This window comes from Bacillus sp. JZ34 (assembly GCF_053903205.1).
Genome location: NZ_CP096403.1, coordinates 3,287,037 through 3,312,034, shown reverse-complemented (window position 1 = coordinate 3,312,034; position 24,998 = coordinate 3,287,037). Strand labels below are relative to the sequence as shown.

The 24,998-nt window shown below is 46.6% G+C and carries 27 protein-coding genes; 12 read left to right on the top strand and 15 right to left on the bottom strand.

Annotated elements, in window-relative coordinates; all coding sequences use genetic code 11:
- Nucleotides 1-115 precede the first annotated feature (115 nt).
- The 3 genes from M1D90_RS16890 to M1D90_RS16880 all read left to right on the top strand — a co-directional run bounded on the left by M1D90_RS16890 (nt 116) and on the right by M1D90_RS16880 (nt 2,304).
- On the top strand, nt 116-1,111 hold the full coding sequence (locus M1D90_RS16890) for an aldo/keto reductase (protein WP_035339104.1): 996 nt from the start codon (nt 116-118) through the stop codon (nt 1,109-1,111).
- A gap of 125 nt (nt 1,112-1,236) precedes the next feature.
- On the top strand, nt 1,237-1,836 hold the full coding sequence (locus M1D90_RS16885; protein WP_020450740.1) for a lysophospholipid acyltransferase family protein: 600 nt from the start codon (nt 1,237-1,239) through the stop codon (nt 1,834-1,836).
- A gap of 102 nt (nt 1,837-1,938) precedes the next feature.
- Nucleotides 1,939-2,304 carry a DUF805 domain-containing protein gene (locus M1D90_RS16880; RefSeq protein WP_195536122.1) on the top strand — a complete coding sequence of 122 codons (366 nt, stop codon included), beginning with the start codon at nt 1,939-1,941 and terminating at the stop codon, nt 2,302-2,304.
- Nucleotides 2,305-2,333: 29 nt separating this feature from the next.
- Here the strand turns inward: M1D90_RS16880 and M1D90_RS16875 are convergent, their stop codons facing one another.
- The 4 genes from M1D90_RS16875 to M1D90_RS16860 all read right to left on the bottom strand — a co-directional run bounded on the left by M1D90_RS16875 (nt 2,334) and on the right by M1D90_RS16860 (nt 6,144).
- The gene (locus tag M1D90_RS16875) at nt 2,334-3,611 is read right to left on the bottom strand and encodes an acyl-CoA thioesterase/bile acid-CoA:amino acid N-acyltransferase family protein (RefSeq protein WP_095289900.1); all 1,278 of its coding nucleotides are present in this window, start codon (nt 3,609-3,611) and stop codon (nt 2,334-2,336) included.
- Nucleotides 3,608-4,228: a TetR/AcrR family transcriptional regulator gene (locus tag M1D90_RS16870; RefSeq protein ID WP_456282910.1), complete on the bottom strand. Its 621-nt coding sequence runs from the start codon at nt 4,226-4,228 to the stop codon at nt 3,608-3,610. Before M1D90_RS16870 ends, M1D90_RS16875 begins: the two co-directional genes overlap by 4 nt.
- 107 nt (nt 4,229-4,335) lie before the next feature.
- Nucleotides 4,336-5,658, bottom strand: coding sequence for a hemolysin family protein (locus M1D90_RS16865; protein ID WP_020450744.1), 1,323 nt, complete (start codon nt 5,656-5,658; stop codon nt 4,336-4,338).
- A gap of 60 nt (nt 5,659-5,718) precedes the next feature.
- Nucleotides 5,719-6,144 (bottom strand): MerR family transcriptional regulator, encoded by a 426-nt coding sequence (locus M1D90_RS16860; protein WP_020450745.1) that lies wholly within the window; start codon nt 6,142-6,144, stop codon nt 5,719-5,721.
- Between the two features lie 314 nt (nt 6,145-6,458).
- Here M1D90_RS16860 and M1D90_RS16855 point away from each other — a divergent pair, with 314 nt between their 5' ends.
- The 4 genes from M1D90_RS16855 to M1D90_RS16840 all read left to right on the top strand — a co-directional run bounded on the left by M1D90_RS16855 (nt 6,459) and on the right by M1D90_RS16840 (nt 9,468).
- Nucleotides 6,459-7,832, top strand: a complete 1,374-nt coding sequence (locus M1D90_RS16855; RefSeq protein WP_456282909.1) for a hemolysin family protein — start codon at nt 6,459-6,461, stop codon at nt 7,830-7,832.
- Between the two features lie 97 nt (nt 7,833-7,929).
- A complete protein-coding gene (locus M1D90_RS16850) occupies nt 7,930-8,331 on the top strand; it encodes a hypothetical protein (protein ID WP_003180147.1) in 402 nt (133 codons plus the stop codon).
- Nucleotides 8,332-8,540: 209 nt separating this feature from the next.
- A complete protein-coding gene (locus M1D90_RS16845) occupies nt 8,541-8,828 on the top strand; it encodes a hypothetical protein (RefSeq protein ID WP_456282908.1) in 288 nt (95 codons plus the stop codon).
- Nucleotides 8,791-9,468: an N-acetylmuramoyl-L-alanine amidase family protein gene (locus tag M1D90_RS16840; protein WP_009328972.1), complete on the top strand. Its 678-nt coding sequence runs from the start codon at nt 8,791-8,793 to the stop codon at nt 9,466-9,468. The genes M1D90_RS16845 and M1D90_RS16840 overlap by 38 nt, the downstream gene beginning before the upstream one ends.
- A gap of 206 nt (nt 9,469-9,674) precedes the next feature.
- Here M1D90_RS16840 and crcB read toward each other — a convergent pair whose 3' ends face one another.
- From crcB to M1D90_RS16825, 3 genes are read right to left on the bottom strand one after another with little or no spacing between them, the layout of a single operon-like run.
- Nucleotides 9,675-10,031: a fluoride efflux transporter CrcB gene (gene crcB, locus M1D90_RS16835; protein ID WP_456282907.1), complete on the bottom strand. Its 357-nt coding sequence runs from the start codon at nt 10,029-10,031 to the stop codon at nt 9,675-9,677.
- The gene (locus M1D90_RS16830; protein ID WP_035339092.1) at nt 10,028-10,429 is read right to left on the bottom strand and encodes a fluoride efflux transporter FluC; all 402 of its coding nucleotides are present in this window, start codon (nt 10,427-10,429) and stop codon (nt 10,028-10,030) included. The genes crcB and M1D90_RS16830 overlap by 4 nt, the downstream gene beginning before the upstream one ends.
- Nucleotides 10,430-10,444: 15 nt before the next feature.
- On the bottom strand, nt 10,445-11,149 hold the full coding sequence (locus M1D90_RS16825; protein ID WP_268509150.1) for a glycerophosphodiester phosphodiesterase: 705 nt from the start codon (nt 11,147-11,149) through the stop codon (nt 10,445-10,447).
- Between the two features lie 191 nt (nt 11,150-11,340).
- Here M1D90_RS16825 and M1D90_RS16820 point away from each other — a divergent pair, with 191 nt between their 5' ends.
- From M1D90_RS16820 to M1D90_RS16810, 3 genes are all read left to right on the top strand, one after another.
- Nucleotides 11,341-11,448 (top strand): YhdX family protein, encoded by a 108-nt coding sequence (locus tag M1D90_RS16820; protein WP_003180159.1) that lies wholly within the window; start codon nt 11,341-11,343, stop codon nt 11,446-11,448.
- Nucleotides 11,449-11,630: 182 nt separating this feature from the next.
- Complete coding sequence (locus M1D90_RS16815) at nt 11,631-12,707, top strand: mechanosensitive ion channel family protein (RefSeq protein WP_023856529.1); 1,077 nt, start codon at nt 11,631-11,633, stop codon at nt 12,705-12,707.
- A gap of 29 nt (nt 12,708-12,736) precedes the next feature.
- A complete protein-coding gene (locus tag M1D90_RS16810; protein WP_456282906.1) occupies nt 12,737-13,486 on the top strand; it encodes an NAD-dependent protein deacylase in 750 nt (249 codons plus the stop codon).
- Between the two features lie 39 nt (nt 13,487-13,525).
- On the opposite strand, the gene M1D90_RS16805 is transcribed toward M1D90_RS16810, so the two are convergent.
- Complete coding sequence (locus M1D90_RS16805; RefSeq protein WP_023856531.1) at nt 13,526-14,020, bottom strand: GNAT family N-acetyltransferase; 495 nt, start codon at nt 14,018-14,020, stop codon at nt 13,526-13,528.
- Nucleotides 14,021-14,154: 134 nt separating this feature from the next.
- Nucleotides 14,155-15,066 carry a polysaccharide deacetylase family protein gene (locus tag M1D90_RS16800; protein WP_026579976.1) on the bottom strand — a complete coding sequence of 304 codons (912 nt, stop codon included), beginning with the start codon at nt 15,064-15,066 and terminating at the stop codon, nt 14,155-14,157.
- Between the two features lie 293 nt (nt 15,067-15,359).
- Between M1D90_RS16800 and dat the strand changes: the two genes are divergently transcribed.
- Entirely contained in the window at nt 15,360-16,211 is an 852-nt protein-coding gene (gene dat, locus M1D90_RS16795; RefSeq protein ID WP_023856533.1) for a D-amino-acid transaminase, read from the top strand.
- 41 nt (nt 16,212-16,252) lie between these two features.
- Here dat and nhaC read toward each other — a convergent pair whose 3' ends face one another.
- Complete coding sequence (gene nhaC, locus M1D90_RS16790) at nt 16,253-17,611, bottom strand: Na+/H+ antiporter NhaC (RefSeq protein ID WP_035339086.1); 1,359 nt, start codon at nt 17,609-17,611, stop codon at nt 16,253-16,255.
- Between the two features lie 237 nt (nt 17,612-17,848).
- On the opposite strand from nhaC, the gene M1D90_RS16785 reads away from it, so the two are divergent.
- Nucleotides 17,849-18,829 (top strand): aldose 1-epimerase, encoded by a 981-nt coding sequence (locus tag M1D90_RS16785; RefSeq protein ID WP_026579975.1) that lies wholly within the window; start codon nt 17,849-17,851, stop codon nt 18,827-18,829.
- 15 nt (nt 18,830-18,844) lie between these two features.
- Here the strand turns inward: M1D90_RS16785 and M1D90_RS16780 are convergent, their stop codons facing one another.
- The 5 genes from M1D90_RS16780 to M1D90_RS16760 form a co-directional block, all read right to left on the bottom strand.
- Complete coding sequence (locus M1D90_RS16780) at nt 18,845-19,321, bottom strand: DUF4944 domain-containing protein (protein ID WP_023856536.1); 477 nt, start codon at nt 19,319-19,321, stop codon at nt 18,845-18,847.
- Nucleotides 19,322-19,398: 77 nt separating this feature from the next.
- Nucleotides 19,399-21,333 carry a TOMM precursor leader peptide-binding protein gene (locus tag M1D90_RS16775; RefSeq protein ID WP_456282905.1) on the bottom strand — a complete coding sequence of 645 codons (1,935 nt, stop codon included), beginning with the start codon at nt 21,331-21,333 and terminating at the stop codon, nt 19,399-19,401.
- Nucleotides 21,333-23,189, bottom strand: coding sequence for a putative thiazole-containing bacteriocin maturation protein (locus M1D90_RS16770; protein WP_456282904.1), 1,857 nt, complete (start codon nt 23,187-23,189; stop codon nt 21,333-21,335). Before M1D90_RS16770 ends, M1D90_RS16775 begins: the two co-directional genes overlap by 1 nt.
- A 124-nt stretch (nt 23,190-23,313) precedes the next feature.
- Nucleotides 23,314-23,592 carry a hypothetical protein gene (locus M1D90_RS16765; protein ID WP_456283513.1) on the bottom strand — a complete coding sequence of 93 codons (279 nt, stop codon included), beginning with the start codon at nt 23,590-23,592 and terminating at the stop codon, nt 23,314-23,316.
- Between the two features lie 725 nt (nt 23,593-24,317).
- Nucleotides 24,318-24,818, bottom strand: a complete 501-nt coding sequence (locus M1D90_RS16760; protein WP_026579971.1) for a universal stress protein — start codon at nt 24,816-24,818, stop codon at nt 24,318-24,320.
- Between the last annotated feature and the right edge of the window lie 180 nt (nt 24,819-24,998).

Here is a 24,998-nt window from a genome sequence, read left to right as displayed (position 1 = left end):
ATGCAATAGGCATATGAAGTGTCCCGCTGTAAGATGGTTTTTAGTCAAAACACGTTTTTTAAAAAAAGCTTCCGGGAAAATATGATATCAGACTCACAACAGGAGGGAGAGGAGCATGGAATACATCAACATATCCGGTACATCGATCGAATCGTCGCGCATCGGTCTCGGAACATGGGCCATCGGAGGTTTTATGTGGGGCGGAAGCGATGAAAAAGAAGCGATTCAGACGATTCATGCTGCGCTTGATGAAGGAATCAACCTGATTGATACCGCTCCGGCATACGGTTTCGGGCAGTCGGAAGAAATCGTCGGTAAAGCCGTACAGCAATACGGAGAGCGCGACCGAGTCATTCTCGCGACAAAATCAGGACTTGATTGGAAGCAGGAACAGCTGTATCGCGACGGATCGAGGGAGCGGATCATCAAGGAAGTTGACGATTCGCTGAAAAGGCTCAATACGGATTACATCGACCTGTATCAAGTGCATTGGCCCGATCCGCTCGTCCTGATCGAAGAAACGGCGGAAGCGATGAAAGACTTGTATGATGCGGGGAAAATCAGAGCGGTCGGCGTCAGCAATTTTTCCCCGGAGCAGATGGACACATTCAGAGCTGCGGCGCCGCTTCATACCGTACAGCCGCCGTACAACATGTTTGAAAGGGAAATCGAGCAAGACATTCTTCCGTATGCGCAAGATCAAGGGCTGACGACGCTATTATACGGAAGCTTGTGCAGGGGGCTCCTGTCAGGAAAAATGAATGAGGACTACACGTTCAAAGGGGACGACCTTCGAAAGCGGGACCCTAAGTTTCAAAAGCCGCGCTTTAAAGAATATCTTGAGGCCGTCAGGAAACTTGATGAGTTTGCAAACGAGCGGTTCGGCAAATCGGTTCTCCATCTGGCAGCAAGATGGGTGCTTGATCAGCCTGGCGCAAGCATTGCTTTATGGGGGGCAAGACGCCCTGATCAAATCCGTCCCGTCAGCGAAATCATCGGCTGGAGTTTAACGGAAAGTGATCAAAAAGCAATTGACGACATATTGGACAATACGATTTCAGAACAGATCGGGCCTGAATTCATGGCGCCGCCGACAAAAGAAAAAGTCTGAAAACCGGGGAGAAAATTCCTCGGTTTTTTTTGTGAAAAATCATTTTTTAGTACCAGGTAATAAAAAAAATTGTTATAATAATAAAGGGAAACCTCATACGACTACATCAATAAAGGAAGTGCCATATGTATAAATTTACTGGTTATGCTGCAAAAGCGATTCTTTCTTTGCGCGGCGGAATTAAAGTATACAATAAAGAAAATCTTCCTAAAGACACAGGTTTCGTTATTGCGTGCACACATGCAGGATGGGTGGATGTCGTCGCACTGGGTGTCGGCATTTTGCCTATGGAAATTCATTACATGGCGAAAAAAGAGCTTTTTGAAAATAAATTAAGCGGTTCTTTTCTTTCAAGCATCAACGCATTTCCCGTCGACAGGGAAAATCCCGGGCCAAGCAGCATCAAAACCCCGATCAAGCTGTTGAAAGAAGGAAAAATCGTCGGCATTTTCCCAAGCGGAACAAGATCATCTGAAGATGTTCCATTGAAAAGAGGGGCTGTCACGATCGCCCAGATGGGAAGAGCGCCGCTTGTGCCGGCCGCATACAGCGGTCCTTCCAACGAAAAAGAGCTTTTCAAGAGAGGCAAAATGAAACTGGTCATCGGCGAACCGCTCAATCAGGAAGATTTCGCTCAATATTCGTCAAAAGAAAAGCTGGTCAAGATGACGGAGGCTTTGAATGACAGTATTAAAGCTTTAGAGAAAAAGCTGGAGCAGCTATAATTCAAACATACGCAAGGAAAAACAGCTTCTCACGCACAGAAGCTGTTTTTTAATTTTTTGGGCAGTATTTTAGAACGATATTTATTGGTGAGGAGCTTATATATGAAATGGTATTTGAAAGCAATAAAAAACTATGCAGGATTTACAGGAAGGGCGAGACGAAAGGAATTTTGGCTGTTTTGCTTTTTCTCATACATGATTTTGGTCCTCTACGGTTTTTTTAAAGCCATTCTGCATCTTCCGGAATATGAAATAGAGACATTTTTAGGGATGGTTTATTTGCTTGCCATTCTTGTGCCGGGCTTGGCTGTCACGATCCGCAGATTGCATGATACGGGTAAAAGCGGCTGCTGGATCTGCATCGGTCTGATCCCTCTCATTGGGCAATTTACTTTGCTGATCATGCTTTGTCAAAACAGTGTAAAAGAGGAAAATCAATACGGGCCGAACCCGAAGGGAGCTATCTAAGCGAAAACCGCCTGTCCCCAGGTGGTTTTTTAGTTGTTTGTGGCAGTTGATTTTTCTAAAAACAAAAGCAGTTCCCGCCAAAATGTTTGAGCTGCAATGGCATCGGCTTCAGTTTTTCCCCCATAGGCTATTTTTCGGCTTTTCCGCCCGGATGTCGGAAAGTATGGAGGCCTGATATTATGGCCGGCATCTTCGAAATATAGATGTTTAACAGAATAGGGAAATCTCTTCTTTTTCAGCCGTTCAACGATTTTCTCGTTCATAGAGGCGGAGGGCCATACCAAATCATCCGTACCTGAAGTTAACAGAATAGGCCCATTAATATGTTCCGCTTTTATAATTGCTGGATGATCCTCTTTCACTTTCCGTAAAGCTTTTTTGTAAAGATCAGTAAAAGCATGAGGCTGTCTTGTGAGCTTATGTGTCACCATATTCCACAGCTGAGAAAGCGAAAACAATGGCAGCGGGGCAAAGGCGAGCGGTGCGCCGTCCAGACTCCAGGAAGATGTCTGCCGAAATTTTTTTAATCCAACGCCTTGAAAGACGACCCCGCCGCCTACATGAGAAACCGCAAAACGGATTTCAGGAAAATGGGAACCTATCAGCAGCGCCAGTTCGCCGCCTTTTGACCTTCCGCATATTCCGATCTGACGATGATGAAGTCCTTCTTGGCGTCCGAGCCAATCGATCGCTTTCCGGAAATATTCAAGCGGGATTTCAACCAGTTTTTTAGGAAGCTGTTTGTATTGAAAATAAGGGATTGCAAATGTTGCATATCCGTAATTTGCTAACATGCCTGCCATTGTTTCATCAAGACCGCCGTCAGATCCCCCTAATACGATGACTGCGGGAGGCCGGTTGACAGCAAGCGGACGAAAAAATGTGCCGGACAACCCATTTTCGCTTACTTCCTGTCTCTCTACTGTTTCAGAAAGCAGCACTCGTTTTATTTCTTTACTCAGGATCGTGCGTTCTTTTTGCTTCACCTCAATCCTGTAAACGGAGGAATTAACCGATTTTTTATGGAACGAGCAGGAGGATTCAACCGCCTGCATTGACCAAAAAAGCCCCATTTGATCTTTAGACTGGTAGGTTCCTTTTATTGGGGCTGCTGCTGCAGGGTCGACTTCTCCCAATCGATTCGCTTGAAAAACAGCATGTGATCTCCACTCTGCGTCAGCTTCATCTTTCACAGTCAAGATGATTTCAATGATATCAAACGGTCGGAGTCCGCTTATCTTCAGGTTTATTTTTTCATCCCATTTGGAAACTGCAGGTATGTGCAAAACCGGTTGCAGAGTAATCAAGACGGCACTTCCTTTTCAAGTTTTGTATAAAATAAATCGACGCACTCCTCAACATAGTCATCAATACGATCATCGAACGACTCCTTGAATGCGGGCAAATGTTGAAACATAATGTATTGATTCAGCAAACCGAAAAACATTTGGCTTAAAATTTGAAAATTGCCGCCTGAAATTTTTTTTTCGGCATAGAGGTTCGCAAAATAAGTCTCTAAAAAGCGATTGAGACGGCGGGGAATATCCATGATTAATTCGCAAACTTCCTTATCCTGTACTGCATCATTAAAGTAAAGTAAAAAAACAGTACCTTTTTCCAGGTTTTCTTTTAGATATGCTTTCGCAATGAATGAGAGGTCTTGTCGTAAATCGCCGCTCAGTATTCCTTCAAGTTCTCCAATAAAATCTCCTGATGACACATGTTGAATAACACTTTCCCGAAATAAATTCTGTTTATTTCCGAAGTGTCTAAAAAGGGTCAAATGATTGACGCCTGCTTTTTGGGCAATTTCCCTGGTGGATGCGGCTAGATATCCTTTTTCTTTGAAAAGGACAAGCGCCGCTTCGATTAATCGATCCCTTGTAGATTGTGCTGACATAAGTCCCTCCTGAAATGTAATCACTTGATTACATGATAATTGAATTTTGCTCTGTAATCAAGTGGTTACATATTTTGAATGCAAAAAAAAGAGGATACAAATTCATTGTATCCCCCGGTTTGTTCACAATGTTATTCCGCTTCCTCAAGCAGCGGCGTTTCCGCAGCTTTTTTCACCTCAACGTATGAAACGTGGTGGCCGTCGATTTCGTTGATCGTGAATTCAAATCCCTGATCGGTGATCATGTCGCCTTTTTGGACGTCATATTTTTGTGTCAGGAACCATCCGCCGATCGTGTCAATTTCCTCATTGTCGAGCTGAATGCCGAGCAGATCGTTGACTTGGTTGACGAGCACTTTACCGTCGAGAATGTAATGGTTTTCGCCAATCTTGCGGATTTCATTAATTTCATCGATATCGAATTCGTCACGGATTTCGCCGACGATTTCTTCAATGATGTCTTCGACCGTCACGAGTCCGGCCGTTCCGCCGTATTCATCAGAAAGGATCGCCATATGAACGCGTTCTTTCTGCATTTTCAGAAGCAGATCGTGGATCGGAACAGTCTCGATCACATGAATGATCGGATTGATAAACTGTTCAATCGTGTCTTCTTTGGAGCATTCTCCGCTGATGCAGGCCGTTAGTATTTCCTTGACATTGATGACGCCGACGATGTTGTCCTTATCTCCGTCTTCGACGGGATAGCGGGTATAGCCTTCGACCTTCGTGATGTCGATCATCTCGGCGATTTTCATATCATTTGGAAAGCTGACGACTTCTGTTCTCGGGATCATGATTTCCTTGGCAAGACGGTCATCGAATTCAAAAATTTTGTTGACATATTTGAACTCAGATTGATTGATTTCGCCGCTTTTGTAGCTTTCTGACAGAATAATTCGCAGCTCTTCCTCTGAGTGCGCCATTTCATTTTCAGAAACCGCTTCAAGGCCAAACGCTTTCGTCAGCAGCCTTGCCGATCCGTTCAGCGCCCAGATGAATGGGAACATGATGCGGTAGAACCAGATCAACGGTTTTGCAAAAAGGAAGGAAACGGCTTCCGCTTTTTGGATCGCAAGCGTCTTCGGAGCGAGCTCGCCGACAACCACATGCAAAAACGTAATCAAGCTGAAGGCGATCACGACTGAAACGATGTGTGATACAGAGCTCGGAATGTTCCACTTCACAAATAGCGGTTCAAGCAGCCGGGCAACTGTCGGCTCCCCGAGCCAACCGAGACCGAGAGCCGTCAAAGTGATGCCGAGCTGACAGGCCGATAAATATTCGTCTAAATGCGTAATGACTTTTTTCACCGAAACCGCTGTTTTGTTTCCTTCAGCAATCAATTGATCAACCCGCGAGCTTCTGATTCTGATAATCGCAAACTCAGACGCTACGAAAAATGCTGTTAAAGCAATTAATACAGCAACAAAAACCAAATTAACTATTTCCAATTAGGACCTTCACTCTAGCGTGAGAATGAAGGTAACACCTCCTGTTTAGTAAAAGATTAACTAAAGCAGCAGTAAAAAGGACTGGATGACCGTCATTTTTTCAGGAGAAAGCCGGCTTTTCAGAATCTTCCGTTCATCGGGATTCAGCCGTTTCAATCTGTTTATGAGCACGGAAATATTGTCATTGACATGATCAATTTCCGTTGTCAGGCTTCCAATTTCATCATCATTCACAGTTGAAGAGGGAAACTGGTTTTCCAGCCTTACTTTAATGTCGGACAGGGCCAATCTCTGCTGCTTGCAGTCCATAATAAACTTCAGCCGTTTGAGAGCGGCTTCATCGTAATAACGGTAGTTTGAACATGATCTGTCAGGCGTTAACAGCCCGAGATTCGTATAATAATCGACAGTCCGTTTTGTTACGCCTGCAGCAGCTGCTAATTCGCCAATGCGATATTTCTCTGCCCCATCTGCATCCCTCCTCAACCATCACGTTATAGTTATAAAACATTTTAATATATTAGAAGCTGTTTATACAAGTTAATTGATCAAAAAAAGGCGTAAAATTGATGCGAAAACCTTTATTTATCTAAATATTCGAGAAAATATTGTTAGATTTAAAGTTTAGACATTTGACTGACTCTTTTTTAATAAAGTAAGATAATAGTATATATTTGGCTTGGAGGTGGTTAGATGGGGCCCTCTGCATAGTCATTTTTACAGAACGCACATCAGCCTTATTAAGGGAATTTGAATTCATCAGGAGGTGACTCCTTGTCCTTTGTGAAGGATAAGGTTAAATGGACGATATTGTTAGTCTGATAATCATCGGGATTCTGATTGCATTAACCGCTTTTTTCGTGGCATCGGAATTTGCGATTGTCAGAGTCAGAAGCTCCCGCATTGATCAGCTGATTGCTGAAGGAAACAAAAAGGCGGTTCGCGCAAAACAAGTGGTGTCGGATTTGGATGAATACCTTTCAGCTTGCCAGCTCGGCATTACGATTACAGCACTCGGACTCGGCTGGATGGGGGAGCCTACGGTTAAAAAGGTGCTGCATCCGGTCTTTGAAAGCTTGCATGTTTCTGGCGCTGTATCGCACGCTCTTTCAGTTGCCATTGCATTTTTAGTGATTACATTCCTGAACGTCGTGGTTGGAGAACTTGCCCCAAAAACCATCGCGATTCAAAAAGCCGAACAGATGACACTGTGGCTGGCGGGACCTCTGCACTTTTTCAATGTTGTGATGTTCCCGTTCATTTGGACGCTGAATGCCTCAGCCAGAGTGCTGACCGGGTTATTCGGTTTGAAGCCTGCTTCGGAAAAGGATGAATCCCATTCGGAGGAAGAGCTGCGAATCCTGTTATCAGAAAGCTACAAAAGCGGAGAAATCAATCCGTCTGAATATAGATACGTTAATAAAATCTTTGAATTCGACAATCGGATCGCCAAAGAAATTATGGTGCCGCGCACTGAAATCGCCTCTGTCCCGGTGGATATGCCGATCGATGAGGCCATTTCGGTCATGCTGCAGGAAAAGTATACGCGCTGGCCTGTCTATAAAGGCGATAAGGATCATGTCATCGGCTTGATCAATACGAAACAGCTGTTTACGGATATGCTCATGATGTCAGAGGCTGAGAAAAAGCGATTGTCCCTTGAAGCCTATGTCCGTCCGGTTATTGAAGTCATTGAAACCGTGCCTGTTCAAAAGCTGCTGATCAAAATGCAGCGGGAGCGGATTCACATGGCGATCTTAACGGATGAGTACGGCGGGACATCTGGTCTTGTGACGGCCGAGGATATTCTTGAAGAAATCGTCGGGGAAATCAGGGACGAATTCGATGAAGACGAAAAACCGCTTATCGAAAAAGTCTCCGATCATGAATACATCATGGACGGCAAAGTGAGAATCGATCAGGTCAATGAGCTGTTTGAAGACGATCTCGAGGAAGAGGAAGTCGAAACAGTCGGCGGACTTGTGCTGAAAGAAAACATAGATATCGCGGAAGGCCAGGCGGTGCATATCGGCTCTTACACGATAACGGTTCTCGAAATGGAAGGGCGTCTGATTAAGCACGTCGAAGTTAAGCGGGAACAAACAACAGAACATGTAGAGCTGGCACCGGCAAATCCGGTCGTCGTTAACGAAGTCACCTTGAGCGAAAAATAGCTCAAGGTGATTTTTGATTTTAAGAAAAAAGTCATTTGAACAGGAACTTTTGTTCGTATATAATGGGAACAAACGTTCTGTTTGAGAGGTGATTGATTTGCTGTGGTACGAAATCATTTCGGAGGAAGAGAGGAAAACGTATATTAAGCGGATCGAATTTCATTTGCGGAATTGGAAAAATTACAAAGCCGCCGTGCTCAATTTAGAAAGGAGGATGGAGAAGGAGCAAAAGAACGGGCTCACCGTCAAAGAAAGAAACGCTGAATATCAGATCGACGCGGAAAAAAGGCTCTATCAATTTTTGCTTGATTCGATGGAAACGGCTGTCTCCGAATTGGATGAGCTCGAGCGGAAGTTGGTGGAATGCCGGTATATTCATAATTGGAGCATGGGAAAATGCGCGATGGAAATCGGCTACAGCGAAAAAACGCTGTTTTTAATGAAGAAATCGCTGCTGGACAAGCTGCTTGTCAGCTTGGCGGCGATCACGAATATTTAACGGATGCGAGGGCTTGTCTCAAACAAGCCCTTCTTTTCTGCGCCGCTTCAGTTTTTTTTCAGGTTCTTGACGCGATGATGACACGGGAGAGGGCAGCTTTTCTTTTATGATAAAGACAAGCTTTAAACAGCGGGGAGGTTTGACACATGTAATGAAACAAATGCCGGTCATTTTTTGAGACAAACGCTTCAGGAAAGGAGAGGAAGAACATGGATTTTTCTGAAATTGCGCTCGTTCCGCTGATTACGGGATTGGTGCATACGGTAAAGCTTGTCGGCATTCAGAAACGATTTCTCCCCATCTGTGCAATTGTCTTCGGCATCTCGCTTTCTCTCTTGTTTACCGCAGGGGACTGGAAGGAAGATATGATGATCGGAACTTGGCTTGGCTTGTCATCAGTTGGATTTTACTCCGGCTCAAAAAACGTCTTGAAACCATTATCAAAGGAGGAGATTGAACATGAAGATTTATTTGGATCCGGGACACGGCGGAAGTGATCCGGGAGCATCGGGAAACGGTTTGCAGGAAAAGGACGTGACGCTTGCGATTGCTCTCAAAATGAATGACATTCTATTAAAAGAGTATGATAACGCAGAGACGAGGCTGAGCAGAACAACAGACAAAACGGTCACGCTTCAGGAGCGCACAGATGATGCCAATTCGTGGGGGGCCGATTTATTTGTCTCCATTCATACAAACGCTTTTGACGGTACGGCGTACGGGTATGAAGATTATATCTACAGCGGCTTGACCGATGAGTCGGTTACTGCTCTTTATCAACGGATCATTCACGGCGAAGTGATCAAGCAGAACGGACTCAGGGACAGGGGAATGAAGAAGGCGAACTTTCATGTTCTTCGGGAAACAGCGATGCACGCCATATTGACGGAGAACGGCTTTATCGATCATCCCGAAGATTCGGCAAAAATGAAAAGCGCCGCCTGGATCGAACAGACGGCGCGGGGACATGCAGCCGGCATCGCACTCTGCCTCGGTCTGACACACAATGAGTTTCCCCTGTATAAAGTGACGATGGACGGGGGACAAATTGGAGCTTACCAAGAAAAAGACGATGTTTTGAACGTTATTTCTGCGAATTGGGACAGCTTTCAAACAGCGGCCATTGAAAAAGGATAAAAAGGGAAGAATCCATTTTGAAGCATTCAAAATGGATTCTTTAATGTGTTTGTATCTTTTTTAGTTGTCCGTGGTGTTCCTTTCTGAACAATGCCATTCAAATCAGGGCACAGCTTTTGCGACGGCGGGCGCAAGAAAAATGACAACCGGAAGTACATGTGCAAGCGCCTGTTCATAGCCGAACGAGCATCATTGTTTCATCATCTTCACAAAATCAGCATGCTGCCGGCCCAGAACCCCCCGAGTGAGCATGCCATTGTAAGCAGCATGTAAACCGCTGAATCCTTTACACGTTTTGCAGCCAAAAGCTGAACCGCTTCGACGCTGAATGTGGAAAATGTTGTGAAGCCTCCGAAAAATCCAGTTCCGACCAAGATAGAGACCGTTTGATTGTCAATGCCGAGGCTGACGAATATGCCGAGGGCGAATGAGCCGACAATATTGACCGCCATCACGTTGACAGGAATGCGCGGGCGCGGAAACATCGCCATGAGCATATTGCCGAGCCAAAATCTTAAAACGGAGCCGAATCCTCCGGCGATCATAAATCCAACTGCCATCATGATTGATACCGCTCCTTTTCTTTCCCTGACGCTCCGCTCATCCTTTTGCCGATCATGATGCCCAAAAATGCGAAGCACACCCCGCAGGCAAGCGACACGATCAAGTACAGAACCCCGATGTGCGGAGCGGCCGATTGCAGCAAAAATACGGTCTCTTTAGAAAAAGCGGACATTGTCGTATATCCTCCGCAAAACCCCGTTCCTAAACATAACTGGACGAGCGGCTTTTTTGCCCGAGCCGCAAAAAAACCTGTCAAAAGGCCGAGGAGAAGGCTTCCAGACGCATTTTCAATAAAAGTCGGCCAAGGAAAACCGGCGGTGCCGCCATGCAGATTGACGAAGTAGCGCAGCAGCGAGCCGAGGGCTCCTCCGATAAAAACGGCAACAGATGATTTCATACTCTTCCTTCTTTCTCAAAAATAATCCGGGTAGTCGGTAATGATCCCGTCGATTTTCCAGCTTTTCAGGCGGCGTCCCGTTTTCTCCCCGTTGACCGTCCAGGCCAGCGCCTTCAAATCACAGCTGTGAATCGATTTGATCAGAAAAGGGCTGACCATCGTAGCTTTCAGGCTGACGTACCGGGCAAACTCCGCGATTTGCCGCAGCCGGGCGCGCGGCAGCATTCCGAATCGCGGCCTGATCAAAACGGCGGTCGGAATCGAAGGATACATGTGATGAAGCGCCCTCATGGCGCCTGCGTCAAACGACTGGACAATCGCGTTCATCGAATGGCCGAACCGGCTGATCAGTTGTCCGGCCGCTTTTTCGATTCCGGGCTGGGTTTTGGACGACTTGATTTCGATGAGAAGGCCCGTCTTGTTGTGATATTTCCCTAGAACAGCTTCAAGTGAAGGGATTTTTTCGCCCTGAAATTCCGGGCTGAACCAGCTTCCCGCATCAAGCTTTTCGAGCTCATTCATCGTATACTCGCGAACGAACCCGGTACCGTTCGTCGTTCTGTCAACTTTGTCATCGTGGATGACGGCAAGTCTGCCGTCTTTTGTCAGCTGTACATCGAGTTCGATAAAATCAGCCCCGAGCTCCACCGCTTTTTCAAAAGCGGCAAACGTATTTTCAGGGGCGTAAGCCGAGGCTCCGCGATGTGCGATAATATGCAAGCATGTCAGCTCCTCTTGATAAAATCTTTCCATCACAAGGATACCCGATTTTGACGATGCAAGTAAATCATTTGACTGAAGCGGACAAAGGGCAGGGAGAAGAGACAAGCGACAAATTTCGGCAAAATGGTACAAAAGGATCATTTACTAAAGATTCTGATATTTTATAATGGACAAAAGGAGGCGAGATGATGGGTAAAGGGAGAATTAAAGTGGAAGAACGGATTAAGATCGAAACCGATGCTGAAATGTTTAAAGCGACTCTCCTTGACCAAACACAGTCTCAGAAGAAGAAATAGCGGTGTTGGCCCGAATCACGTTGTCTCTGGAACAATAAAATATGATGATCATCAGGCTGCCGAAGTGTTCGGCAGCCTTTTATGCGTGTCGACGGTTATTTTTGGTGCACAATAAAATGAGAAATTTTTTTCTCGTTTTAGTATAATTAAAGCTTGATGAGTGAAATAAGGGAGAGAAAGCAATGTTCGAAAAGTATATGACAATGGATTTCGCTGTCGATATCGGAATCAGCATCGGTATCCTTCTTTTATTTTTCGCGTTTCGAAAAATATTTACGAAGTACTTGTTCAACTTAATACTGAAATTGACGAATAAGACGAAAACAGACTTTTTCAATCAGGTGGTGCTGGCGTTTGAAAAGCCGGCCCGGTGGTTTTTTGCGATACTCGGTATTTATCTGGCCATCATATATTCCCCGTTTTTTGATGGGCATATGGCGATCGTTCATAAACTGTACAGAGTGTCCGTGATTTTGGTTATTGTAAGCGGCCTATACAACTTAACGGCGGCTTCGTCGGTTTTATTCGATAAAATCAATAAGCGGCTTGAGCTTGATATGGATGATATTCTTGCGCCGTTTTTGTCCAAGATTCTCCGCTTTATCATTGTAGCGCTCGGAATCAGCGTCATCGCCGGAGAGTTCAATTATGATGTCAACGGATTTGTTGCCGGACTCGGGCTCGGTGGCTTCGCTTTTGCTCTTGCGGCAAAAGACACTGTCGGCAACTTTTTCGGCGGAATTGTCATTATTATGGAGAAGCCCTTTACAATCGGCGATTGGATTGAAACAAATATCGTCACCGGATCTGTTGAAGATATATCGTTCAGAAGCACGAAAGTCCGCACAGCCGGAGAAGCTCTCGTGACCGTCCCCAACTCGGTGCTGGCTAACGAAGCGATCATGAACTGGACGAAAATGCGAAAGCGTCAGGTCACCTTTACGCTCGAAATCGATCCATCCACCCCGCGCGAGAAAGTCGAACGATGTGTGGAGCGTTTCAAAGAAATGCTCAAGTCGCACGAAGGGGTCAACCCGGATGTCATTATGGTCAATTTCGACGTCCTGAAGGATACGCATTTAAGCATCTTCTTCAACTACTATACCAATACGACGGTCTGGGCCGAAAACTTGGACGTCAGACAGGATGTCAACTACCGAATTCTTGATATTATGAAAGAGGAGCAGGTTGATTTTGTTTCTCCGGGTCACAGCCTCTTTGAGTTGAAGAAAATGAAAGATCAGCAAGGAGATGCTTAGGTAATGCTTTTGGAAGGGAGACAAGCCAAATGGAGGAAAAAGCCCTGAGATTTGTGGAGATGATCGAAAATGCCGAGCGCATTACCGTTTTGACAGGCGCCGGTATGAGCACGGAATCAGGTATTCCCGATTTTCGTTCAGCCGGCGGCATATGGACGGAAGATCTGTCGAGAATGGAAGCGATGAGTCGTGATTATTATGAACGATATCCAAAATTGTTTTGGCCGAAGTTTAAAGAGCTTTTTCAAATGAAAATGACCGGAACTTATCAGCCGAATGACGGGCACCTTTATTTAGCCGATCTCGAGAAAAGCGGTAAGGATGTCAAGGTGTTCACGCAAAATATCGACGGACTGCATCTTAAGGCGGGAAGCCGCCATGTATATGAACTGCACGGTTCGATCCAAACAGCCGCATGCCCAAAATGCGGGGCGCGCTATGGTCTTGACCACATTCTTCAAGAAGAAGTGCCAAGATGCCATCGCGTCAATGGCAAGGGGAGAGAATGCGGATTCATATTAAAAACGAATGTCGTGCTGTTCGGCGATGCCGTTCAGCATTTTGACACGCTTTTTGAAGTCCTCAACGAATCCGACCTGCTTTTGGTGATCGGCACTTCACTTGAAGTGGCGCCTGTCAGGTTTGTTCCTGAAGAAGCGCACTTGATCCTAGGCTTGAAGAAAGCGATGATCAATCTCGATAAGACACCTTACGATCATTTATTTGATATTGTCATCCATCAAAAAATCGCCGAGTTTGTTCGGAAGCTTAACTGTTAAAAAGGCGCTCCAGACCGGAGCGCCTTTTTCTGAGCTTCATCACAATTTTTTATAATAAAAAACGGATGTATCGAAGCTGCCGTCTGCAGATTCCGCGTATGCGGGAATGCGGCCGGCTTCGGCAAAGCCGAGCGAAGCGTAAAGAAGGTTGGACGGGTCTTTTTCCCTTGTATCCAGCACGAGAAGAGATCTGCCTTCCTGTTTCGCCCTGTCGATCGCTTTTTCCATTAACGATATGGCGACGCCCTGCCGCCTGAAGGCGGGATCTGTCATTAACTTGCAGATTTCCGCTCTGTGGCGGCCGTTTTGTTTTGTGCATAAGTGCAATTGAACACTTCCTGCGATCCGGCCGTTTTGTTTGGCAATCCATAACACCGAATCCGGTGTGACGGCTGTTTTCCAATAAGCCTCCGCCAGCTGCTCATCAAGCGGGGGCAGAAAGCCGATCGATGCCCCGTCATCGACGACCCGGATGAGAAGCTCGGCCAATTGATTGGTATATTCGGCAGTCGAATGCAGCTCTTCAATTTTCATTTATTCACCCCATGATATAAAGATAACTGCATCATAATCAGAAAACGGTTTGTTTGGCAACAAGTGTGTCAGATAATCACACTTGCGGGAGGAAATAAAAAAATCCCCTTCAGCAGGGGATCAGGCATGGGGGGTTATTCATGAACGGGTGTCATCGATTCATCAAGCGTTGCAAATGAATACCCCATGTTTTTTAAATTTGTCAGCAATAACGGCAACGATTGAACCGTTGAAGGAATATCGTGCATCAGGATCACGATCGGCTGTTTTGTCTGCCGCTTTTCCAGCGTATTCAGCTGGTTCATGACTTCCGGAACGAATTTTTGGCTTCTGTATTTCCAGTCCATGCTGTCAATATTCCAGTCCCAATAAACAAATCCGTTCTTTTTCAGCACTTTTTTCTGCGCTTCGGTCAGCGAAGGTTTGCTCCCGTAAGGCGTTCTGATTAAATGGGTTTCAACCCCGGTGATAGACTTCAGCGTTTTTTGAGCCTGCTTCATTTCCAGCTGAGGAGAATTGGCGCCTTTATAAAATTGCTTTTGGTCATGGGTCACTCCGTGAAGTCCAAGTGCATGGCCCTGCTGCTTCATATTGAGAACGGCTTTTTTGTGAAGCTTCATGTTCGGTTCGAGCATGAAGAACGTCGCTTTAGCGTCATGTTCGGATAAAATTTGCAGCAGCCTTTGGCTTACGGCTGAAGGCCCATCGTCAAACGTCAAATAAACCGTTTTTTCCTTCAATTTTTCTTGCTTTTTTTCGGCGGCAGCTTTTTGCTTCTCTTTTTCCTGCTTGCGCTTTTCGATCTGCTGTTTTGTGCTCAAGTGATCGAGAAGTTCGCCTTGCGTTGCTTTTTTGAGCGGAACGCTGTCTCCTTCATGCCTCATTTGGCTGTTTTCCGACACCGTAAGCTCTTTTTTCTCAGCGGCGGCAGAGGACTGTGAAAGGTCCCACACGTACAGGAGAATCAGACACAAAACAAAAAAGCACGCTGTTTTCGTCAACAGATAAGCTACAGATGGGGCAGTTTTTTTTGATACTTGGCGCATGTCACTCTCTCCGTATCATTTTTCTCGTTCCAATGCCATTATAGAATGCTAGTCTCATAAAATAATGGATCACAATGTTTAAGTATACAGGATTGGAAAGAAGATGAATACAGGATGAAGGGAAAAAGATATCAAATTTTAATAGAAAATGCTGAACGATGGGGAATGCTGTTTTTTTGATCATGAAGGCGGAGAAAAGTTTTTGGAAATATTGCACTATTTTGAAGGGCAGGGTCGTGTTAGAATGGAATGGAGAAAATTCAGAAGTCAACAAAAAACAAGGGGATGGAGAAATGAAAGTTCTTTTTAACGGCCGGCTGATGGAACGGAGCGAGTGTGCGGTTGATATTGAAGACAGAGGCTACCAATTTGGAGACGGCGTCTATGAAGTCATCCGCATTTACAATGGAATCTTGTTCACGCTTGATGAACACATTGCCCGCTTATATAAAAGCGCAGCCGAAATCGGAATCGACTTGTCTTTTTCAGAAGCCGAGCTGAAAAGCCAGCTAAAAGAGCTCGTCGACATCAATCAAATGCGGGACGGCGGGCTGTATCTTCAAGTGACAAGGGGAAAAGCCCCGAGAAAGCACCAATACGGAGCAGGGCTTACGCCTCAGGTGACGGCTTATACATTTCCTATTCAAAAGCCTGAAAAAGAACAGCAAAACGGCGTTTCAGCTATTACTGCGGACGACATGCGCTGGCTGAGATGCGACATTAAGAGTTTAAATCTGTTGTACAATGTAATGATCAAGCAAAAAGCGCATGAAGCTTCTTCATTCGAAGCGATCTTAATTCGCGACGGGTTGGTGACGGAAGGGACGTCCTCAAATGTTTACGTCGTCAAGAAAAACGTTATCTACACCCATCCTGTGACAACGCTCATCTTAAACGGCATCACGCGGAAGAAAGTGCTTCAGCTGTGTGAGAAACACGGCTTGAACTATGAAGAAAAAGCGGTGACAAAGGATGAATTGCTGAATGCAGATGAGGTGTTCATCACGTCAACGACAGCCGAAGTCATTCCGGTCACATCGATTGATGGGCAAACTATCGGCTCCGGAGCGCCCGGACCGCTCACCAAAAATGTGCAGACCGCATTGCAAAACAGCATTTTGTCAGAGACAGCCAAACCGGTTTAACAAAAGAAAAACGCCGCTTCCAAGGGGAAACGGCGTTTTTTTTACTTGCGGAAACCGAACAAAATTGAAAAGAGCGGCGATAAATATAGGAAAAACACAAACGGCAAATATTCAATAACGGGAACGCCGAGCGCGCTGGACATGAACGCGCCGCTGACTCCCCAAGGAATCATCGGATTGATTAATGTCCCTCCGTCTTCAAGCGATCTCGACAAATGTTTTCGGTCGATTCCGAGCTTGTCATACAGCTTTTTAAAGGACTGTCCGGGAATCAAGATCGATAAATACTGTTCGCCTGTCGCCAGGTTCATGCCGATGCTTGATGAAACGGTTGAGAACACAAGCCGGCCTTTCGTATGAATGCCCTTGATCACACCTTCAAGCAGGCTTGTAATCAGGCCGATCTTTTCCATGAGACCGCCGAGCGCGAATGCGATGATAATCAGGGAAACAGAGCCCATCATCGATTGAAGGCCGCCGCGGTTTAAAATTTTCTCAACGGCTTCAGTGTCGGCTGAGAAAACAGGACCATTCTGCATCGCTGACAAAAACGATGAAATGCTGGCGTCAGGCTGTATCAACGCGGCAAGAATTCCGGCGGAAACGATCCCCGCTGCAAGCGACGGAATGACGGGCGTTCGTCTGACAGCAAGTACAATCACAAGAAGAGGCGACAGAAGCGCCCAGACGCTGATGTTGACTGTACCTTCTATTCCGTTTATGATCGCTTGAATGTTTTCGGTAGAAGCCGGTGCCGCCGTTAAAGAACGGCCCATGAAAAAGAAAAGCAAAATCGTGATCAAAAGAGCGGGGATCGTCGTTCCCGCCATATGTCTAATATGCTTGAAAATGGGAAGCTCTCCGACTCCTGCGGCAAAATTGGTCGTGTCAGACATCGGAGACATTTTGTCGCCGAAACAGGCGCCGCAAATCACAGCTCCCGCCGCCCATGTCAGTGGAACGCCGGCCGCTGCGGCCACGCCGATGAGGGCGACGCCGATCGTGCTGACCGTCGTAAAGCTGGAGCCGACCAATGAACTGATCACAAGACAGCTGAAAAGTGCGGTGAGCAGCAGGTGCTGCGGTTCAATCAGATTCAACGCGTAAACCGTTACCGTCGGAATCGCGCCGCTGTACTCCCAGACTCCGATTAAGATGCCGATTAAACAAAGGACGATAATCGGCTGAACGCCATTCCGGATGCCTGAGACAATGCCGCTTTCAAGGTCTTTCCAGGAATGGCCTTTCACCGCGCCGACCGCAGCTAAAAAACCAACGCAAATCAACAGCGGTATGTGCGCTTCTGCTTTAAATATGAATAAGCAGGTGAAAATAATGAACAATATGGCTAAAAACAATAGAGCCGATATGGAAAACGATAGACGTTTTTCGTTTGACAAGTCACACACCTCATTAGAAGAAATATCTCTCTTTAATACTTTGATGCTTTTGTGCATAAACGTATTATAACAGAAAAATAGATTATATACTTAAATTAAAATATTTCAAACATTTTTCAAAGGTTCGCCCATTCTCTTTTGAAAGCGCTGACTTTTTTAAGATATAATAGATTGGAGATAGGCATGTACTTGATACACGTTTCACTGATCCTTTAGCCAAAATAGGGGGAAATGCGAATGTCTTACACTGTTCAGAAAAGCCGGTTTTTAGATGAGGAAGCGATCTGGTTGGAAAATGATGATTTAGAGGCTGTACTTGTGCCCGGGTGGGGAAGCAATTTAATTTCACTGAAGTGGAAGCCGAGCGGTTTGAAATTGTTGAAAACGCCTGAAACAAAGGAAGAATATAACGCGAATCCGTTTTTATTCGGAATTCCTGTTCTTTTTCCTCCCAACCGGATCGACCACGGAAGATTTACATATGCGGGAAGAACGTACGAGCTGCCGATCAATGAAAAGCCGCTCGAAAACCACCTGCACGGATTTCTTTACGATAAAAAATGGACGGTCGAAAAAGTGGAGGCAACAGAAGAGATGATCATCGTGCAGACGAAGCTGGACTCTGATGATCATCCCGATATTAAAGCGATCTTTCCGCACTCGTTTTCCATCACCATCACTTACACGTTAGAAGGACAGCATCTGAAAATCGATGCATCGGCTGTCAATCGCGGTCAAGACCCGATGCCGATCGGATTGGGGTACCACACATCTTTCCGCTATCCTTTAAACGAAGCAGGAGATAAAGAAAGGTGTCTGTTTACTCTTCCTGCCTCAAAGCGATGGACGCTGACAGACCGCATGCTGCCGACAGGCGAGTATCGGGTGACAGAGGAGTTCAAAGCGGGAAAAATGGCAGCGGGAGAAAGGCTTGACGATATATTGGCAGCTGAACAAGACCAGGAAGGAAACAGCGCGGCCGTCATTGCGGACAGCCTCGCCGGCATTCGCGTCCGCTACCAATGCGACGGTCATTTTAAGCACTGGGTTGTGTTTAACGGTACATCTGATCAGGATGACCTGCTTTGTATAGAGCCATATACTTGGATGACGAATGCACCGAACCTCAACCTTCCGAAGGATGTGACCGGATTTCGGGATTTGGGGCCGCAGGAAGAGCTGACGATGCGAAGCAAAATTGAGGTGGGCGGAATATAATCGATATTCCGCCTTTTACCATGAGCTTTTATCAAGGGTAAATGCTGTATGGGACGCTTGTTTGCCCTCTCTCCAATCCAATTGAACCGTGATCTTGCGGCCGGCGAATTCGGCTTCTTCAAGCTCTTCCAAAAAAGAAACGGATTGTTCTTTTGACCCTCCGCCGGGGAATTCGCCTCCCGCGTAATCTTTCATCGGCGTCTCGACTTGGGAGTTCAAAACGATTTCATCACCAAACTTTACGACCAACTTTTCCAAATATATATCGTCCAGCTCCCCGCGGTCGCCTGTCCAATAGAGGTCTCCGCCAAATAGCGTGCGGCCTTCTATCTTTTTGATCACGGCCTCCCAATTTCCATCGGCGCTTTGTCCGTTCCATTTCGGGTATTCCGTCATATAGAAACCGATCAGTCTGCCGCCGAAATAAACGGTGCAAAAGGCCGTGAAAAGGGAAGCAATGAAAAGAAGCGGCCGCTTGTATTCCTGTTTCATATTATCCACCGCCTAAAAAGTTCTGCTTTATGATCATAAAGCAGAACAATCGGGAAAAAAAGTCATTCTCTTAAATTTTAAGGGAACGGGTGCGGATGCAGGTTCAGCTGTTCTGGTGTTAACGGCTCTTCTGCAAAGCCGAGCTCCTTCGGCACCGTGAAAATTCTCTCAAGTCCTTCTAGGCGGATGAAGCGCTGTCCGAATGTCATCGGAATCAGGCCCGGGATAAGCACTTTCACACAGTAAAGTCCGTTCCGTTTGATAACAGGGGAAGTCTGGTCAACGACAATCACTTCAAGATTGAGACTCCGGAAAGCTTCAAGCAGGTCGCAGAGATCTTCGGTTAAATCAAGGTGTTTCTTTCTTTTTTTAAAGGCATCGTCGAATGTTTGTAGAGGCCGGCTTTGATTCAGCAAAAACCGGAGTCGCTCTTCAGCTTCAGGCAGTCCGTACATGAAGCTGTGATCCTCCATTTCCTGCACTAAAGCAGGATTGCGGAGCATCTGGTGATATTTGCTCCTTTCAGATTCAAATTTGCGGTCGTGCTTCAACATCATGCCTGCCAGCTCATGAAGGGCGCTTTTCACCGCTTTTACGGGATCGGGGTGGGCCCCTGCGGAACAAATCAGATTCAATCCTTCCCGTTTTCTGTTTTTGGCGATCGCCCAAACGCTTGGAATGCCGTATTCCATCGTTGAATTAAAGACATGCAGATCATATCCCGCCACACTTCGCACCCTCTCTGTCATGAGGCGTAATTCCGGATCTTCTGAAGAGCCGAGATCCAGCTGCCGAAGTGGGAGCCTGGCGTACCAGGCAAGCAAAAATGAATCGCGCTCAGCGGCTTCTAGTATGGCATGGAAAATCGCTTCCTCCAAACTCCCTCCAAGTGCACAGCCGTTCGATGTTTCATAGACGAAGCTGTCTTCGCGCCCCAGGCTGTAATAGGCGAGCGATTCAGGAATGAGAATCGGCCGTTTCTGCAAAAATGAATAGCCCCATACCCAGTGAAGAGGACGGGCCGGGTGAAATGGCTGAAAAGGAAAATCGGGATGCATGTATTGTTCCGCTTGATGGAGCCCGACTTTTGCCGGGTTGAGCGCACGATCCTTTACATTTTCATAGGTGTCATGTACGACCGTCCGTTTGCCGCGCGGTTCAATTCCGGAATAACGTTCCAAACCCTCTAAAATGGCGGTCAATTCGCTGTCTTCATACGAATGGCTCCGCCCTCCGACACCTTCATTTCCCGTCCATAAAGGCATATTGACGATCATATCGGCGAACGGCAGAATCGCGTCATAAATTTTGGCGTTGAATATCCCCGTTCTATGATCCAGATAGTCTTTGGCGAGCGTTTGTTTTAAATCGTCCGTGTTTCGCACGCGAAAGCTGTCCGGGTTCGTTTTCAGACTGGGCCGAAGCGATATCCGTGCGGATTCCGCTCCGTCTTCAGGCAGACTCCCGCATATAGGGCATGTCGGTTCCGGGATGAAAGCGTGGAGCGAACTTTCTAACGTTTTCAAATTGACGATGTAAAGGTTTTTTATCAACCGGCCGCACCCGCCGTTCATGATGTTGTCGACTTCTGTGCAGATCAGGCTGACCATTTGGCGGCAGCCGGTCTTTGAAACCCACGGATCGCGGCTTATGCCATTGCTTTTTTGTTCCAGTTCAAGGGTCTCTCTGCTGTCGGGGCCGGAGATATACCGCCTCATATCGGCGCATTGGGAACATCCTGACGCTGACGAAATAACGAGCGGTCCGATGACCCCTTCGCCAAAAGATGCAAACCCGCGAAGCCACGGAATCCCTGCCGCCCTTAGCACCTTTTCCGCCTCGCGGTATAATAAAGGCCGCCAAGCATCGTGCAGCACAAGAGCGAACGCAGTCTCCTCCGGTATGCTGTTCTCAAAATCAGACCTTCGGATAATGTTATATTCAGCAGATAATTGTTGTGATGCGTCTTCTGCCATCAATCCTTCGCCAATGACCAAAATGCAGCGGTTCATCAAGATTCCTCCTTTCGCAACTGCACGCAGTAAATGCCTGCCAGTTTTTCTTTGAAAAATGGTTCAGCAGGCAGCTCATAGACATAAAGCTGCAAGTTGCAGTTGTTTTTCAAGGCGGAAAGCAGTGTTTGCTGCAAATCAGCGGAAACGGGGGTAGCAAGCTTAAGGTCACTAGACTCCAGCAAAACATCCGCGCCTTTCACAGGGTCTTTGTCTGTCAGCGCCCGTTCGAGCGCTTTTCTGAGAGCGAATGTGATGTTGAGTCCAGAACTTCCGTACCAGCGGCCGCGAATTCCTGCCCATGCGACAGGGAAGCCTTGTATGTTTTTTCCTAAACCGATTTCCGGTTTGCCGTACAAGACTGTCAGCGCTTTTAAATAAAATGCGGTATGCCGGTCTTCCATTCCGCCTAGCTGAACGAGGGAAATCGTTTCTTTTCCGCTTTTGATCCGTTCTCGCAACCGGTGTTCCAAGCATTTCTCCAATCCCCTTAATACGCCTTCAGCCAGCGTTTCCCCGGCGGCGATCGCGAACAACTCCCCGTTATTCGGATAAGAACGGTTCAACCTTGATGCATACATTTCAATACCCGTCAGCCCGGCTTCCCGCCGCGCCTCTTGATGGGTCAAACCGACCGACTCCGTCTTGGGCAAAAGCTCCGCAGGTCCGGAAGAGAGCGGGTCTGCTGTCTGAACAAAGCATTGTGCTAAAGGAAGCTGCCGCAAATGTTTCTCTTCCCACAGATGAAAAATGCCCGTTACAGGTGAGGTCAGTTCACTGAAACATTGAAATAACCTGCTTTCTGCTTCTCTTCCGGGGCGCTCCGAAAGTTTCGCTTCAAGGTCGCAGATGAGTTCAGGCGAATCCTTGCCGCATTCGAAGTCCGGATGCGGAAGAAACATATGCCAGCCGCCTTCGAGCGTTGCCAAATCAATCAGATACACTTGATTCTTCTTAGATAATGGTGCAATCTCAGCAGTTGCTTTCATCAATTCGAACACAATAACGTTTGCCAGCATGTCTTTCCCTGCCGAAGGAAAAGTTCGAAGCGTCCGTTCTTCATGGAGCGCAGACCGATGGAGGCGCCTCCAGGCATCCTTCAGGCAGCCGTCTCCTTGTTGATGAAAGACTGGGCCTGCCAGTCCGACTTGTTTCAGGCAGATCCCGGGTATGAAGCCTTTGTTCTCTTCGAGGCAAAACGTTTGAAGATCGCGGAGCTCATCTGTGAAGCCGCGGTCAGAGACATACAGAACCCAATCGGCAGATCGCACCGCTTCTCGCCAGTGTTGCGTTTCGGCGCAGCCAATCTCCAGTCCGCTTTCGGTTTGCCCTGATATTTCTGCCAGTTCGTCTAAAGCGCGCCCGGATGCATCCGTCACGATCGCACGGATTCTTGAAAAACCGGAATCGATCAGCGACCGGACCAATTTTGTGAGAAAGGAGCCGGCCCCTATAGCCAATATTTTGGTTTGACGCGACAGCTGAAAGCGGTAAGCGCCGGAATCGGCAAAGCTCTCAATAAATTCGATTTGGGCTTCAAACGTTTGAAGCACTGAGCTTTCCAGTTTGTGCGGGTGATCCCGGCTTACGTCGCGAACGAACCCGTTTTTATAAAGCATTTCTCCGATTTCATATACTCTCTTTCGGTACTGAGCCTGCAGCCCTTTTGTCAAGTCTTCAAGCGAATGTTCCCCGTTGAACATCGGCAGAAGTTTTTCGATCCATTGAGCAATCGAAGATCCTTTTATGCGAAACGACCCGGAATTATTTCTAAAATATGCGCCGCCGTTCGGATCAGGGAGAAACCATGTATCCTGGTTTACTTTCAGGCGAGCGGAAGCAGTCAGGTGTGTCATGCTCTTCCTCCTTCTATGTTTTAAAAACAAGACATACCATTATATGTAATTTTGTTTGTCCTTTATGCAATAGAAGACCCCTGCGGCAAAAGAGGCAGGGGAAGTCTTCTTTTTTATAAAAAAACTACATGCCTCCGCGCCAACAGCTCCAACAGCAATGGCCCGCGCAGCTCCAACAACTGTGGCCCATGCAGCTCCAACAGCTGTGGCCCATACAGCTCCAGCAGCTGTGGCCCGCACAGCTCCAGCAGCTGTGACCCGCGCAGCTCCAACAGCTGTGACCCGCGCAGCTCCAACAGCTGTGACCCATGCAGCTCCAACAGCTGGCACAGCTTCCGCAGCTCCAGCAGCTTGCGCAGTGTTTAACATTGGCGTGATGACGGTCCGCATCCCAATGCGTCATATCTTCTGCCTGGAATTGATCCATCTCCAACGACTGCAGTTCATCATGGAATGGTTGCATTTTAATATCCCCCTCATCGATAAAATTTTTTGACCAAAACAATAAAAGAAGAATGAAACATAAGCAAAGTCAGATTAAGTCAAATACCCCGGGTACTCACAAGATCAAATTATGAGGTCTGTTAGGTGGTTGTTACTAATTTGAACGCCTATTTTTCCTGTTATTGGATTTCGCTGGAGAGGGGCTTTTATTTTGCGGCAGTTTATTGATATAAAGATCGTTGGGACTGTAGAGAGGGGGGACAATAAGTAAAACCAAGAATGCGGGGCAAGGCGGAGAAAGAAATCAATTGTAAGTCATGTGGAGTGAAAGTCAAATTTCAAGGGAAACGTCTAAAGTGAAGAAAGTCTAGAGGATAAAGGTAACCATTCGGCTTAGCAGGAAAAAATCAATTGGCGTTGTATATAGCAGTAGAGGATCATTCGCGGGAACAGTGCCCTTGCAGTTTTATACTGATGCAAATGCTTATGTATGACTGCAAAAACAGGTTCTTTCTACAAGTATGTTTTCATAGAGAAGGAGAGATTGCATTGATTCAATAATAAATGCGGTCATAGTATTAGGAGTCTTCCTATCCATTGTGTGGGGCATGATCTATATTATGAACAGGAGAAGATCGTAACATGATGAGAGGCCGGACATTTGACCGGCCTCTTTTAAAATCGTTATTTTACAATTAGCACAGGGATCTCCGATTTTGTCGATATCTTGTCACTGACACTGCCAAACAGGAGCTTTTTCAGGCGGTTTTGGTCGCGCGTACCCGTGATGACAAGGTCAGCGCCGATATTTTCCGCATGTTGTAGAACTGCGTTGGCCGGGTCGCCTTCCAACACCTCTATTTCCGCGTCGTACTGGTTTTCGCTCAATATGATTTTCGCTGCCGCAATCGCTTCTTCCGCGCTGTCCTCATAGATCATGGGTTCACCGGCCAAGTCTGAATCGTGGGGGACCCGGGGCACGGCCGGGAAGCCGCTGTAAAGGTATGGCGCGCCGGCAGCGGGTCTTTCAGTCGCAGCCTCTGTTCTCACTTGCCTCGGTTCATGGACATGGGCGACGGTCAATTGCGAGCCGAGCCTTTTCGAGAGGTCGATCGCTTTTTTCAGCGCTTTTTTGCTTTCCTCTTTTCCGTCAAACGCGACAATGATCCGGTCAGCTTTAAACAAATTGATCATTCCTTTCAGAATGGATTTACTTTTATATTACCCGTTTTCCCAACAAATCTAACGAAATATGAGAATATGAATCAAAAGCCCGCCATTCGCCAAAAAAACAAATTGACAAATAAAGGGCCGTACTATAAGATGGAAAATATTAATAAGATTGGAGGGTATCGTCATGTTTAG

Excerpts from the sequence above, each read along its gene's own strand:
- M1D90_RS16890 (WP_035339104.1), top strand. The coding sequence starts at position 116 with ATGGAATACATCAACATATCCGGTACATCGATCGAATCGTCGCGCATC.
- M1D90_RS16885 (WP_020450740.1), top strand. The coding sequence starts at position 1,237 with ATGTATAAATTTACTGGTTATGCTGCAAAAGCGATTCTTTCTTTGCGC.
- M1D90_RS16880 (WP_195536122.1), top strand. The coding sequence starts at position 1,939 with ATGAAATGGTATTTGAAAGCAATAAAAAACTATGCAGGATTTACAGGA.
- M1D90_RS16855 (WP_456282909.1), top strand. The coding sequence starts at position 6,459 with ATGGACGATATTGTTAGTCTGATAATCATCGGGATTCTGATTGCATTA.
- M1D90_RS16845 (WP_456282908.1), top strand. The coding sequence starts at position 8,541 with ATGGATTTTTCTGAAATTGCGCTCGTTCCGCTGATTACGGGATTGGTG.
- M1D90_RS16840 (WP_009328972.1), top strand. The coding sequence starts at position 8,791 with ATGAAGATTTATTTGGATCCGGGACACGGCGGAAGTGATCCGGGAGCA.
- crcB (WP_456282907.1), bottom strand. The coding sequence starts at position 10,031 with ATGATGGCAGTTGGATTTATGATCGCCGGAGGATTCGGCTCCGTTTTA.
- M1D90_RS16830 (WP_035339092.1), bottom strand. The coding sequence starts at position 10,429 with ATGAAATCATCTGTTGCCGTTTTTATCGGAGGAGCCCTCGGCTCGCTG.
- M1D90_RS16820 (WP_003180159.1), top strand. The coding sequence starts at position 11,341 with ATGGGTAAAGGGAGAATTAAAGTGGAAGAACGGATTAAGATCGAAACC.
- M1D90_RS16815 (WP_023856529.1), top strand. The coding sequence starts at position 11,631 with ATGTTCGAAAAGTATATGACAATGGATTTCGCTGTCGATATCGGAATC.
- M1D90_RS16810 (WP_456282906.1), top strand. The coding sequence starts at position 12,737 with ATGGAGGAAAAAGCCCTGAGATTTGTGGAGATGATCGAAAATGCCGAG.
- M1D90_RS16805 (WP_023856531.1), bottom strand. The coding sequence starts at position 14,020 with ATGAAAATTGAAGAGCTGCATTCGACTGCCGAATATACCAATCAATTG.
- M1D90_RS16800 (WP_026579976.1), bottom strand. The coding sequence starts at position 15,066 with ATGCGCCAAGTATCAAAAAAAACTGCCCCATCTGTAGCTTATCTGTTG.
- dat (WP_023856533.1), top strand. The coding sequence starts at position 15,360 with ATGAAAGTTCTTTTTAACGGCCGGCTGATGGAACGGAGCGAGTGTGCG.
- M1D90_RS16785 (WP_026579975.1), top strand. The coding sequence starts at position 17,849 with ATGTCTTACACTGTTCAGAAAAGCCGGTTTTTAGATGAGGAAGCGATC.
- M1D90_RS16780 (WP_023856536.1), bottom strand. The coding sequence starts at position 19,321 with ATGAAACAGGAATACAAGCGGCCGCTTCTTTTCATTGCTTCCCTTTTC.
- M1D90_RS16775 (WP_456282905.1), bottom strand. The coding sequence starts at position 21,333 with ATGAACCGCTGCATTTTGGTCATTGGCGAAGGATTGATGGCAGAAGAC.
- M1D90_RS16770 (WP_456282904.1), bottom strand. The coding sequence starts at position 23,189 with ATGACACACCTGACTGCTTCCGCTCGCCTGAAAGTAAACCAGGATACA.
- M1D90_RS16765 (WP_456283513.1), bottom strand. The coding sequence starts at position 23,592 with ATGACGCATTGGGATGCGGACCGTCATCACGCCAATGTTAAACACTGC.